Origin of the sequence: Flavobacterium sp. WC2416 (genome assembly GCF_041200095.1) — a bacterium.
Taxonomy (GTDB): Bacteria; Bacteroidota; Bacteroidia; order Flavobacteriales; family Flavobacteriaceae; genus Flavobacterium.
Genome location: NZ_CP165626.1, coordinates 67,467 through 81,112 on the forward strand (window position 1 = coordinate 67,467; position 13,646 = coordinate 81,112).

Sequence of the window (13,646 nt, forward strand, 5' to 3'; positions counted from 1 at the left end):
CAGCCCCCTTCCCAAGGAGGGGGAGACTGGGTAGAGTTTCTTTTGTTATACTTGTTCTTACTTATTATTCTTTTCACAAAGGAACGAATGAATATCTCAAAAATAAATGATAAATATCATTAGGATTCTTTGTTCTTTAATGTTGACTGTATTATCTCGGTTCTATTCTTTATTCTTTAACGATTCTGTAATTTCATTCATCTTCTGAACTTTCTCTTCGAAATCTCCTTTTAAGGTTTTGCGATATTCGTTTAGATTTTCGACCATTTTATTGATGTCTTCTGGAATAACCTCTTCAAAAAATTCTCGTAATCTTTTGGCTGTTGTTGGTGATTTTCCATTGGTTGAAATAGCAATTTTCACATTTCCTTTGGTTACAATTCCACCCAAGTAATAATCACATAAATCAGGCGTATCGGCAATATTGCAAATGAGATACCTTTCTCTAGACAAATTGTAAATCCTTCTATTCACTTCAAGATCATCCGTACAAGCAATAACCATATGCCGTTTTTTGAGCATTTTTTTCTTGAACTTCTTATCGGTCAATGTAACCGTTTCGTGCTTATCTGCCAATGTTACCAATTCAGGTAAAAATCGTGGTGCTACCACCTCAACATTAGCATTCGGACTTGATTTCAGCAAAAAACTTAATTTTTCTAATCCTACATTTCCTCCTCCCACGATCAATACTTTCATATTGTGCAGCTTCAAAAACACGGGATATAATTCATTCCTTTCCATAAACTAATAGTTTGTTATGATTGGATTTTAACTCTTTGTAAAACCCTTTCCTTTTCTTACTATCACCTACTACCGCTCCGATTACAATAATGGCTGGAGAACTTAACTTTTGTTCAACAACAATTTTTTGAATCGTATTTATTGTTCCAATTCCTATTTTTTCCTCTGGAGTCGTACCGTTTTGAATGATCGCTACAGGTGTTTCACCTTTGGATTCTTTTTGGAAAATAGCAACAATTTCTTCTAATTTGCTCATTCCCATCAGTACTACTACAGTAGCTGAAGATTGAGCTGCCAAGGCCACATCAGTTGATAATTGTCGAGCCGAAGTCGTTCCTGTTATTACCCAAAAACTCTCCGAAACTCCTCTTTTTGTCAACGAAATACCTTGATATGCTGGAACTGCGATAGCCGATGAAATTCCAGGAACAACAAATGTAGGAATTCCAAAGCTTTCTACATACTCTATTTCTTCACTTCCTCTGCCGAAAATGAAAGGATCTCCTCCTTTAAGACGAACGACATGACCATAAGTCAAGGCATTATCTACAATTAGTTGGTTGATTTGGTCTTGTGTGTAAGCGTGACATCCTTTCCTTTTTCCGACAAATATTTTTAAAGCCCTCTTTGGAGCATAACTTAATAATTCTTCATTAGCCAAAGCATCGTATAAAACCACATTAGCTTCAGCCAATGCTTTCGCACCTTTTATGGTCAACAAATCTGGATCTCCCGGACCTGCACCTACTAAAGTTACTATGGGTTTTATGGTATTATGCATTTGCTAAATCTTTGGCTCTGTATGTTTCAATATTTTCAAAAAAAGCAATTGCTTCTTGAATGTATTTTTGTGCAAACACTTCAGATGGTTCATTTTGATTGATTTGATACACCAAGTCTTTAAAACTAGAATCTAAAATAATTTTGTTTGTTTCAACAAAAACAGTATCAAACAAATTGATGATTCCTGCATGGTGATTTGTTTTTTGGTTTTCAGCCAATAACAATGCTTTTGCTCCATTTACAAATCCTGCATATGCCAAGTAAATCGCATCAGCCCATTTTTTGTCTTCAAAAGCTTCTTGAGCGAAAGTCAATTTATCTTTGGCTTCCAAGATTAAAGTAGCTACTAAGTCAATTACAACTCCAGCACATTCTCCTACTCCAACCGCTTTTACATAATTATCTGCATTTCCCCAGTCGATAAAATCTTCGTCTGTTAGATTGGTAACATCTGCTAATGGTTTAAGGAACTCATAAAAATATTTTTCCCCTTTTGCATCGTAATAATCTAAAAACGACAATCCGTTTGCATTTGCTTCGAAATCATTTAAGATATAACGCAATGCATCAGGTCCTCTACGACTTGGAATCTTAATTACTTTATCCGAAAAACGACCTTTTCCATCACCTAAAATCCCACCTCCAAGTAACACTTGCAACGCTGGCGCCACTAGTTTACCAGAGTTGATAGACATTCCTTGAAAACCAATTTGCGACATGTTGTGTTGCCCACAAGCATTCATACAACCACTAATTTTTATAGTAATTTCTCTGTTGTCTTTATATTGAGGGAATTCTAATTTCAACACTCTTTCTAATTCTTCGGCAATTCCTGTACTGCTTGCAATACCTAAATTACAAGTATCAGTCCCAGGACAAGCTGTAATATCACCAATAGTGTCATAGCCTAAAGCTACAAAATCTAATTTGGCTAATTCTTGGTAGAAGAACCCTAAGTTTTCTTCTTTTATATTTCGAAGAACAATGTTTTGTCTTAGTGAAAAACGCAGTTCATTAGCTCCGTAATTTTTAATTAAATTGGCTAAAATTCTCGCTTTATCCGTATAAAAATCTCCTAAAAGTACCTTGATTCCAATAGCTACATATCCCGATTGTTTTTGGGCAATAACGTTAGATTTTTTCCACGCTTCAAATGCAGCTGTATCTTCAATAGTAACTTTTGGCACTTCTAATAAAGTGGCTGGAATAGCACCATCAAAATCAGTGGTGTCAATTTCAACTGTTTGGTAAGACAATGCTTTTTTCTCTTCGTCTACCAATCTCAAAAATTCGTCACGCCCCAAATCTTTGATTAAGAATTTCATACGTGCTTTTAAACGTTTGGCTCTTTCGCCATAACGATCAAAAACTCTTAAAACCCCTTCTGTTGTTGGGATAATTTGGTTTACAGGAATAAATTCTGATAATAGTTCAGCGTGGCTTGGTTGAGAACCTAATCCACCACCTAACATTACTTTGAATCCGCGCTCACCATTAACAATTTTTGGAATAAAACCCAAATCATGTAGGTAACTTAGTGCTGTATCTTTATCAGAAGACGAAAATGACATTTTGAATTTACGCCCCATCTCTTGACAAACAGGATTTCTCAAGAAAAACTGAAACATGGCGTGTGCATAAGGCGAAACATCAAACGGTTCGTCAACATCTACTCCCGCTAATTCACTAGCCGTAATATTTCTCACTGTATTACCACAAGCCTCACGAAGTGTAATATCGTCTATTGCCAATTGTGCCCAAAGTTCCGGAGTTCTATCTAAACTCACATAGTGAATTTGAATATCTTGACGGGTTGTAATATGCAAACGTCCAGTAGAATATTCATCTGAAACCTTTGTAATACGCTCCAACTGTTCGCTGCTCACTTTACCATAAGGTAATTTGATACGAATCATTTGCACCCCTTCTTGACGTTGACCGTAAACACCACGTGCTAAACGAAGACTACGAAAACGTTCGTCATCAATTTTACCGTCTTTGAATAATGCAATTTTTCTTTCTAAATCGATTATTTCTTTTTGAACAATCGGATTCTCTATTTCGGTTCTAAAACTTTCCATCTGTGTTGGCTTATTAGCTAAGTACTGTAATTCTTAAATCTGGATTTTTTTATTGGCTAAAGCCAAAAACTAACGGATAAATCCAACTCCCGCAGTTGTATTTGTTGCTGCATCAATTAAGATAAAAGCACCATTTGATTTGTTATCATTGTAAGCATCAAAATATATTGCTTTGCTTAACTTGATGTTTACTTCTCCTATTTCGTTAATCGCTAATTGAGACGCTGCTGTGGTTCCTGAAAAATCAGTTGCAATTACATTTTTCACGCTGTCAATTTTAGCTAAAACTCGGTTCGTGTTGTGCTGTACAAAATATTTGGCTCCCGGAACTAGTTTTTTACTGTCCATCCAACAAACTGTTGTATTAATATCTTTTTCTACTTTAGGCAATTCAGATGATTTTACAATCATATCTCCTCTAGTTACATTGATATCATTTTCTAATTCGATTGTAATTGAAGAACCTACTGAAGCTTCGTCAAATTGTTTGTCAAAAAAGTGAATGTTTGACACTTTAGATTCTGTTAAAGAAGGTAAAACCGTTACTGCATCTCCAACTTTGATATTGTTACCATAAAGCTTACCAGCATAACCTCTAAAATCGTGGTACTCTTCGGTTTTTGGTCTGATAACTGTTTGAACTGGGAAACGTGCTTTTCCTTTTTCATACACATCTGCTGGCTCTAAAGCTTCCAGGTGTTCTAGAATAGTTTGCCCTTCATACCAAGGCATTCCGCCTAATGATTCCACCACATTATCTCCTGTTAAAGCGCTCAACGGAATATAACTTACGTTTTGCTCTTTAAAAGTACTTTTAGCATTTAATGCTTGAAAGTCGGCTTTAATTTTATTGTATACTTCTTCCGAATAATCAACTAAGTCCATTTTATTAACAGCAACAATTACTTCTTTTACTCTCAATAAATTATTGATAAAAAAGTGACGGTAGGTTTGCTCAATCACTCCTTTACGAGCATCAATCAAAATGATTGAAACTTGTGAAGTTGAAGCTCCAGTAACCATGTTACGTGTATATTCTACGTGACCTGGCGTATCTGCAATGATGTAACTTTTTTTAGCTGTAGAAAAATAAATATGCGCCACATCAATCGTAATCCCTTGTTCTCTCTCAGCAACTAGACCATCAGTAGCCAAAGAAAAATCTAAATAATCATATCCTTTTTGCTTGCTGCTTTTTTCTATTGCTTCTAATTTATCTGTAGTTAAGGATTGCGTATCATATAATAACCTCCCGATTAATGTACTCTTTCCGTCATCTACACTTCCTGCTGTTGCTATTTTTAAAACTTCCATCAGTTTCTATTATTTTAAATTATAAATTTTGAATTTTAAATGGTAATCGTTACTTGAATTTTAAAATGAGTGTCTTTTCATTCAACATTTAAAATTCAACATTTAAAATAATCCTAAAAGTATCCTTGTTGTTTTCTTTTCTCCATCGCTGCCTCTGAACGTTTGTCATCAATTCTAGCTCCTCGTTCAGAAATAGTAGACAATCTGATTTCACCTACTACTTCTGATATTGTTGCTGCATACGAATCAACTGCTGCAGTACAGCTCATATCGCCAACTGTTCTAAAACGAACAATACGTTCTTCAATTTCTTCGTTTTCTTCTTGGTATACGTATGGAGAGTGTGACCAAATCATTCCGTCTCTCAAGAAAACTTTACGTTTGTGTGAGAAGTAAATTGATGGTATCTCGATTTGTTCTTGCTCTATATAGCTCCATACATCTAATTCTGTCCAGTTTGAAATAGGAAAAACACGTACGTTTTGTCCATTTTCAATTTTGCCATTCAATAAATCAAACAATTCAGGACGTTGGTTTTTTTCATCCCATTGACCAAAATCATCACGAACAGAAAAAATACGTTCTTTAGCTCTTGCTTTTTCTTCATCTCTACGCGCACCACCAATACAAGCATCAAACTTAAATTCGTCAATTGCATCAAGTAAAGTTGTTGTTTGCAGACTGTTTCTACTCGAATATTTACCAGTTTCTTCTACTACTTTTCCTTCATCGATAGCATCTTGCACATTACGAACGATTAATTCCAATCCTAATTCTTTAACCAATCGATCTCTAAATTCAATAGTTTCAGGAAAATTATGTCCTGTATCTACGTGCAATAGTGGAAAAGGAATTTTGGCGGGAAAGAATGCTTTTTGTGCTAATCTTACCAGTGTGATTGAATCTTTTCCTCCAGAAAAAAGCAATACCGGCTTATCAAATTGAGAAATAACTTCTCTGAAAATGTATATTGCTTCGCTTTCTAATGCGTTTGTTTTTAATATTGAACTCATTTTTATTATTTTAAGATTAAATGATTGAAAAATTTAAAGATCTCAACAATCATTTATAATTTATAATTCACAATTTATAATTTATAATTACTTCTGATGTAAACCACACTCTTTGTGACTTGATTCCCACCACCATCTTCCGGCTCTTATGTCTTCTCCTTCTGCAATTGCTCTTGTACAAGGCGCACAACCGATGCTTACAAAACCTTTTTTGTGTAATGCATTTTGTGGTACATTATTATCGTCTATATATTTTTGAACTTCTTCTAAAGTCCATTTTAACAAAGGATTAAATTTTATAATATTGAAATTGGCGTCATATTCAAAAAATTGCAAATCATTTCTGTTTTCAGATTGTTCCGCTCTTAAACCAGTTATCCAAACTGAATTTCCTTTTAAAGCTTTAGTTAATGGCGCTACTTTTCGAATGAAACAGCACTCTTTTCTATTTTCAACCGACTCGTAGAAGCTATTTGGTCCTTTTGCATTTAAAAGATTTTGAACATCTGACGCTTCAGGAAAATAAACTTCAATGTGTTTTTTATATTTCTTTAATGTTTTATGAAAAACATCGTAAGTTTCTTGAAACAAACGCCCAGTATCTAAAGTAAAGATATTAATAGCTACATCGCTATTTGCAATTAAAGCGGTTATAACTTGGTCTTCTTGCCCAAAAGAAGTTGAAAAAACCACCTTATCTTTATATTCATTAGCCAAAAAGCTAAAAGTTTCCTCAATCGAGAAGTCTTTTGTTTTTTCTATTAGCGTATGTACTATTGATGCACTCATTTCACTTTTTTTAATTAAAAAATCTATTACCCTATCGGTTTAGTAGATTACTATGCAAAAGTAGTACTTATTTCTAAATAACAAAATATTTTTTTCCTTTTTTGTGCTTAATTTTAATTTGGTACAAATATTTTTCTCATTAGTCTATCTTGCCTATAGGATAATTATAAAATAGTTGTTATTTTTGTCCAAAATATTTTTTATGGATTTTCAAATAGGATTAGTAGTTGCAGGTTTAACCGTCGGTTTCATTGTTGGACTGACAGGTGTAGGAGGCGGTTCTTTGATGACGCCCATTTTATTATGGTTTGGTATCCCTCCAACAACAGCTGTAGGGACTGATTTATTATATGCTGCTTTTACTAAAATGGGTGGGGTTTATGTTCACCATAAGAAAAAAAATATCAATTGGACAATTACAGGTTGGCTTTCTCTAGGTAGTGTTCCCGCGGCATTACTAACTCTATGGATACTACATAGCATAAAAACAGACATTACAGCACTAAATGCAGTAATCAAATACAGCTTAGGTTGGGCATTACTATTAACCTCTATAGCCGTTTTGTTTAAAAAGAAACTTTTAGTTTTTTCTCAAAAACATTCTGGTGACAAGTTTCACAGTGAAAGTAAAACTCAAAATGCACTAACCGTTGCCATTGGTGTATTGCTAGGGGCAACAGTAACCCTGACTTCAATAGGTGCTGGAGCACTAGGGACAGTCACTTTATTTTTTCTATACCCAATTTTAGCAACACCTAAATTGGTTGGTACCGAGATTGCGCACGCAGTCCCTTTAACGCTTGTAGCAGGTTTAGGACATGCAACAATGGGTAATTTAGATCTTGGATTATTAGGTCAATTGTTAATAGGTTCTCTTCCTGGAATTTATATAGGAAGTATGCTGAGTGGGAAAGTACCCGATTTATTCCTTAGAAATGCTATAGCAATAATGTTATTCTTCGTTGGATACAAACTAGTTTTTTAGATTAAGCGAGAGTTTAATAAAATAAAAGAGTAAAAAAAGACCATTTCATTGCTTGAACACAATGAAATGGTCTTTTTTTGATTGTATATTACTTAAAAAGCAATGTCAGCCAAGGAATTGTTTTCGAGTATCTTCAGTGTATTATCCCTCACTTCTGTCATTAATTTACGCACTGCACAAGCAGCTTCATCAGTACAGTCATCACATTTTTCATAAAAATTATGACTAGCACAAGGCAATAAAGCGATTGGCCCTTCGAGAATACGGTACACTTTAGCCATATTGATCTCTTTCGGATCTTTGATTAAATAATAACCGCCCCCTTTTCCTTTTTTGGCACCCAAAAAACCTGAATGACGCAAAAGCAACAAAATACTTTCTAAAAATTTTATCGAAATGTTTTCACTTTTTGCAATATCAGCAATAGCAACAGGAGTTTGATCTTCTTGGCGGGCCAAAAAAGTCAAAGCTTTAATTCCGTATTTTGTTTTCTTTGAAAGCATGTTAAAGAGTTTTGATTCTTTAGTGAAGAATAGCGATTTTTGATTTAAATAATCAGTTAACACTTGAATAAAAACAAAAATATGTTATTTTTAATACAAATCACATAAAAAAAACGATTTTTGATTTACAGAAAATCTGAAATCAAAAATCGTTACTCTACATTCAATAATCGTTACGAAAGTGCTTGCTCTAAATCGGCAATAACATCGGCTACGGTTTCTAATCCTACTGAAACACGCACTAATCCATCAGTAATACTTACTGCTAATCTTTCCTCAACAGATAATTTGGTATGCGTTGTTGATGCCGGATGCGTCACGATTGTTCTTGTATCTCCTAAATTTGGCGAAAGCGAACATAGTTTTATTTTATCCAAAAACGCTCGTCCTGCTTCTAGTCCGCCTTTTATTTCAAAAGCCACAATGTTTCCACCCAACTTCATCTGTTTTTGAGCAATTTCATATTGTGGATGCGATTTTAAAAATGGATATTTTACTCTATTTATATTAGGATGCTGTTCTAAAAACTCTGCTACTTTCAATGCGTTTTCGCAATGTCTATCTAAACGAATCGCCAATGTTTCTAAACTTTTTGATAATACCCAAGCATTAAATGGTGATAACGAAGGACCGGTAAGTCGTGAAAATAAATAGATTTTTTGAATCAATTCGGCATCACCAACTGTTACTCCACCTAAAACTCTACCTTGTCCGTCCATTAATTTAGTTGCAGAATGCACTACTAAATGTGCTCCCCATTTTATAGGTTGCTGAATATATGGAGTTGCAAAACAGTTATCAATAATCAAAATCAAATTGTGCTTTTTAGCAATAGCCCCTAACAGTTCCAAATCTATAATATCAACTGCGGGATTAGTTGGTGATTCAGCAAAAAGAATCTTCGTATTAGGGTTTATACAACTCTCAATTGTTTCAGGTTTATTGATATCAAAATACGTTGTTTCAATATTCCACTTTGGAAAATAATTTACAAACAATGAATGTGTCGCTCCAAAAACACTACTAGAAGACACAATATGATCCCCTGATTGCAACAAAGCTGCAAAAGTAGAATAAACCGCTGCCATACCAGATGCAAAAGCAAATCCCGCTTCAGCACCTTCCATTTTACAAACTTTGTTTATGAATTCGTTAGTATTGGGATTGCTGTAACGGCTATAAATATTTCTATCTTTCTCTTCAGCAAAAGAAGCACGCATGTCTTCGGCATCTTCAAATACAAAACTTGATGTTAAGTACAAAGGAACTGAATGTTCTAAATATTGTGTTCTTTCTAATTGGTTACGTATGGCTTGTGTTTCAAAACCGTATTCTTGTTCGCTCATTATCTTTTGTTTAAAGTTTAAAGTTTAAAGTTGCTGGAAACTAGTATTACAACACTCCATCTATAAACGAATAATTTTTATTTTTAAATTTTAGCTAATTCGATATCATTCAATACCACTTTATAGTGAATTGTTGCTGTAGGTTCTAATGTCTTAGAAACGGAACAATATTTATCGAAAGACAATTGTGCTGCCTTGGCTGCTTTATCTTCTTTTATGTTTCCTTCTAAGTAAAAAACCAAGTGAATATCTTTAAAAGGTTTTGCTTCTCCTACTTGCACGCGCTCTCCCTCAACCTCAGCTTTGAAAGAAGTAATTTCTTGTCTTTGTTTTTTTAGAATCGAAATCATATCGATGGCGCTACATCCTGCAACTCCCATTAATACTAATTCCATCGGACTTGGTCCTTGATCATCGCCACCAAATTCTGGACGGCTATCTACGTTTACAATATGCCCACGTTCGTTTTTTAATTCGAAATGGAAATTGTCATTTACTCTATTTAATGTGATTTTCATAGTTATGCATTTATTTGAACGCGGATGAAACGGATTTGCAAACGCGGATTTTATTATTTTTTTAAATCTGAAATCAAAAATAGTTACTCTACAATCTTAAATCATTACCCTTTATCCGATAGTCTTAATATATCTCCAAAAACTCCTCTAGCAGTAACTGCTGAACCGGCTCCTGCTCCTTGAATTACAATTGGTCGATCTCCGTAGGATTCTGTATAAATTTCGAAGAAAGAATCAGAACCTTTCAAGCCTCCCAAAGCGGTATCCGAAGGTACGGAAACTAATTTTACTTCCAAAATCCCTTTGTCATGTTGCAAATCTCCTGATAATTCTCCAATGTATCTCAAAACGTGATTTGGTTTTTGATCGCTTTTTATTTTATCGTAAATAGGATCAAATTCTTTCAGTTTAGTCAAGAAATCAGCGGCACTTCCTTCACGTAAATGCTCTGGAATTAAATTCTGAATATCAATTTCTTCAAATTCATTTTGTAAGTCCAATTCTCTTGCCAAAATCAACAATTTCCTTCCTACGTCATTCCCACACAAATCCTCTCTTGGGTCTGGTTCAGTATATCCATTATCAATAGCCTCTTTCAATATTTCGCTAAAAGGAACATCCTTAGCCGAGAAATTATTGAATAAATAACTCAATGTTCCTGAGAAAACTCCTTTTATTTTAGTAATATTTTCACCCGAAAGATGCAATAATTTTATCGTGTCAATTAACGGTAAACCTGCACCAACATTGGTTTCATACAAATAATTCTTTTGATTATCAGCCAATACTTTTCTCAGTTCTTTATAAAAACCATAACTCAAGGTATTGGCCACTTTATTGGAAGAGATTAAATCAAAACTATTTTCGGCAAGCGGAATATAGTTCTCTACAAACGTTGCACTAGCTGTATTATCAACGGCAATCAAATTCTCTAGATGGTGCTCATTTGCGTAAGCAATTACATCATCAATCGTATATGAAGCACCGTTAGTTTGAATTTCATTTTTCCAGTTAGCCGAAACTCCATTTTTATTCAAAAGGACATTTCTAGAATTAGCAATAGCAAACACATTTAGCTTAACGTCTTTTCTTTTTTCGATGGCTTTGGCCGATTCTAAAATTTGATTTATCAAAGTTCCCCCTACTAATCCATGACCAAAAATGGCAATATTGATTTTCTTGGCCACTCCAAAAATCTCTCCATGAATTACGTTCAATGCTTTGTTTAGTTCTGATTTTTTAACCACTAAACTGACATTCTTACCTGTAACAGTATTGTTGAATAAAATAGGAACAATTTTATTTTTTATCAAAGCCGTATAAGGCTTGTGAAACGTACTTAGATCCTGACCAATAATCGAAATAACCGATACATTATCAGTCACCGTGATTTTATTGACATCCTTAGAATAAAAATCATTTTCGAATTCTTTTTCTAATTCGATCATGGCTTTTGTCGCTTTATCAGCAGCAACCACAAGACCAATTCCTCTTTCAGAAGAACCTTGCGAAATAATACTTACACTAATATCATTATCACCCATCACTCTAAAAATACGCGCATCAACACCCGTTTTTCCTAGTAATCCTCTTCCTTCTAAATTTACCAAAGACACATTTTCTAAAACAGACAATGTTTTAATTCCTGCAGCATTAGAGTTAGAAGTAATTAACGTTCCTTTATTTTCATGATTAAACGTATTCAGAATTCGAAGTGGAATATTTTTTTCTAATAACGGAATAATTGTTTTCGCATGTAAAATGTTCGCGCCAAAATTAGCCATTTCATTCGCTTCGTTATACGACAACGATTCAATCTTCTTTGCGTCTAAAACCAATTCTGGATTAGCAGTATAAATCCCATCAACATGCGTGAAATTTTGTAATTCCTCGGCATTAATATAATTAGCGATTAATGAAGCAGTATAATTACTTCCGTTTCTACCCAAAGTGGTTGTTTCTTGTTTCCCATTAGAACCAATAAAACCAGTAAGTACTAGAACGAAATCTTTATTTTCTTTAAAAACTTGGATAATATTCTTTTTAGAAAGAGCGTCTAATGGTTGTGCATCACCAAAATTAGAGTCGGTTACAATCAACTCTCTTGTATCAGCCAGCTTTGCAGAAATGTTTTTTTGATTCAATAAAAACACAAGTAATTTTGCCGAAAGCACTTCACCTTGCGCTAAAACTTGGTCTTTGATTTTAGGGCTATAATCGCCAATTAAACTTACCCCTTCAAATAGTTTGTCTAGTTTATCAAATTCAGCCGAGAAATCTACTGCGTCAAAACCGTCTTTTTGATAGGTTTTAAAACTTTCTAGTAAAGGCTTATAGTTTCCGTTTTTGGCAGCGATGGTTAAAATATCATCAAGCTCATCTGTTGCTTTGCCACGTGCCGAAACTACAACAGCAATTTTTTCTTCTTGCTTTACTTTACTTTCAATAATATCCAAAACTGTATTGATTCCTTCGCCGTTAGCCAAAGATTTTCCACCAAATTTTACTATTTTCATCTGCTTTTTATTTTTAAAAACAACTTCTAATAAATTGTCTAATTGTTCGTATTCCATCAAGAAGGCATCGTGCCCGTGTTGTGAGTCAATCTCACTATAGAATACATTATTTTTAAATTTTTTAATTTCATTATAGGTTTCTCGATTTTCTTTTGCTGTAAAAAACAAATCCGAATTGATTCCTACAATGTATATATTGGCATCTACTTTTGAAATAATCGATTCTAAAGACTCATGATTCCGAGTAATATCAATCGTTTTCAACAATTGATTCATCATTTTATAAGCAGATAGTTGAAACCTTTTTTCTAGTTTTTCTCCGTGGTAATTCAACCAACTTTCTACTTGAAATGTTTCGAGTTGCACATTGATATCCCTATTAAATTTTTCTTTGAAAGATTCAGGTGTTCGGTAGCACAACATGGCGTGAATACGCGCGTCTTCAATTGGTTTTTTAGAATTATTAAGGATTTGCTCTTGCAAATAACAATTAGCAATCAACCAGTCTGTCGCTTTCCAATCAGTAGCAATAGGAATAAAGTTTTGTGCCAATTTAGGTTCCAAAGCTAAAATTTCCCAAGCAATTCCACCACCCACAGAACCGCCAATGAGAGCAAATAAACTATCAATTTTCAAAAACCGAAGTCCTTCGATGAAAATCCTAGCAATATCTCTGGCGATAAAATCTCTGTAATTCTCTATGGTAGCCGAATTGAATCCGTTACCTGGTACATCAAAAGAGACAATAGTATATTTTCTAGTATCAATTGTTTTATCGACACCCACGATATCATTCCACCAACCTGATTCACCAATAACTTGTGAATTTCCGGTCAAGGCATGGTTTATTAAAATAATGGGAGCTGTATGCAGCGGAGCACCAAAAACTTGATAACTTAAGTTGAGGCTAGCGTATAATGCACCATTATGGGTGGTGAAATTTTGTAAGGTAATATGTGTTGGTTTATTTTCCAATGTCAAATCTTTTATTGATTTTGATTTGTATTTGGAAATATTAGAAAGAAAAAACTAGGGAATTACTAGAGAATTTCTT

General features: G+C 34.1%; 11 protein-coding genes. 1 reads left to right on the forward strand and 10 read right to left on the reverse strand.

The window, feature by feature from the left end:
* Window positions 1-162: 162 nt before the first annotated feature.
* The 6 genes from AB3G39_RS00290 to AB3G39_RS00315 form a co-directional block, all read right to left on the reverse strand.
* A complete protein-coding gene (locus AB3G39_RS00290) occupies window positions 163-744 on the reverse strand; it encodes a bifunctional precorrin-2 dehydrogenase/sirohydrochlorin ferrochelatase (RefSeq protein ID WP_369753053.1) in 582 nt (193 codons plus the stop codon).
* Window positions 731-1,525 carry a uroporphyrinogen-III C-methyltransferase gene (gene cobA, locus AB3G39_RS00295; RefSeq protein ID WP_369753052.1) on the reverse strand — a complete coding sequence of 265 codons (795 nt, stop codon included), beginning with the start codon at window positions 1,523-1,525 and terminating at the stop codon, window positions 731-733. Before cobA ends, AB3G39_RS00290 begins: the two co-directional genes overlap by 14 nt.
* On the reverse strand, window positions 1,518-3,608 hold the full coding sequence (locus AB3G39_RS00300) for a nitrite reductase (RefSeq protein WP_367773335.1): 2,091 nt from the start codon (window positions 3,606-3,608) through the stop codon (window positions 1,518-1,520). Before AB3G39_RS00300 ends, cobA begins: the two co-directional genes overlap by 8 nt.
* Before the next feature lie 69 nt (window positions 3,609-3,677).
* A complete protein-coding gene (locus AB3G39_RS00305; RefSeq protein ID WP_369765752.1) occupies window positions 3,678-4,922 on the reverse strand; it encodes a sulfate adenylyltransferase subunit 1 in 1,245 nt (414 codons plus the stop codon).
* Between the two features lie 113 nt (window positions 4,923-5,035).
* Window positions 5,036-5,935 carry a sulfate adenylyltransferase subunit CysD gene (gene cysD, locus AB3G39_RS00310; protein WP_339920630.1) on the reverse strand — a complete coding sequence of 300 codons (900 nt, stop codon included), beginning with the start codon at window positions 5,933-5,935 and terminating at the stop codon, window positions 5,036-5,038.
* Between the two features lie 87 nt (window positions 5,936-6,022).
* Window positions 6,023-6,724, reverse strand: coding sequence for a phosphoadenylyl-sulfate reductase (locus AB3G39_RS00315; protein ID WP_367756929.1), 702 nt, complete (start codon window positions 6,722-6,724; stop codon window positions 6,023-6,025).
* A gap of 202 nt (window positions 6,725-6,926) precedes the next feature.
* Here AB3G39_RS00315 and AB3G39_RS00320 point away from each other — a divergent pair, with 202 nt between their 5' ends.
* On the forward strand, window positions 6,927-7,709 hold the full coding sequence (locus AB3G39_RS00320; RefSeq protein WP_367756927.1) for a sulfite exporter TauE/SafE family protein: 783 nt from the start codon (window positions 6,927-6,929) through the stop codon (window positions 7,707-7,709).
* A 92-nt stretch (window positions 7,710-7,801) separates the two neighbouring features.
* Here the strand turns inward: AB3G39_RS00320 and AB3G39_RS00325 are convergent, their stop codons facing one another.
* The 4 genes from AB3G39_RS00325 to thrA form a co-directional block, all read right to left on the reverse strand.
* Entirely contained in the window at window positions 7,802-8,212 is a 411-nt protein-coding gene (locus tag AB3G39_RS00325) for an Rrf2 family transcriptional regulator (RefSeq protein WP_367756925.1), read from the reverse strand.
* Window positions 8,213-8,385: 173 nt separating this feature from the next.
* The gene (locus AB3G39_RS00330) at window positions 8,386-9,558 is read right to left on the reverse strand and encodes a PLP-dependent aspartate aminotransferase family protein (RefSeq protein WP_369753048.1); all 1,173 of its coding nucleotides are present in this window, start codon (window positions 9,556-9,558) and stop codon (window positions 8,386-8,388) included.
* Window positions 9,559-9,641: 83 nt separating this feature from the next.
* Window positions 9,642-10,076 carry an OsmC family protein gene (locus tag AB3G39_RS00335; protein WP_369753047.1) on the reverse strand — a complete coding sequence of 145 codons (435 nt, stop codon included), beginning with the start codon at window positions 10,074-10,076 and terminating at the stop codon, window positions 9,642-9,644.
* Window positions 10,077-10,180: 104 nt separating this feature from the next.
* Window positions 10,181-13,567 (reverse strand): bifunctional aspartate kinase/homoserine dehydrogenase I, encoded by a 3,387-nt coding sequence (gene thrA / locus AB3G39_RS00340; RefSeq protein WP_369765753.1) that lies wholly within the window; start codon window positions 13,565-13,567, stop codon window positions 10,181-10,183.
* Window positions 13,568-13,646: the final 79 nt, after the last annotated feature.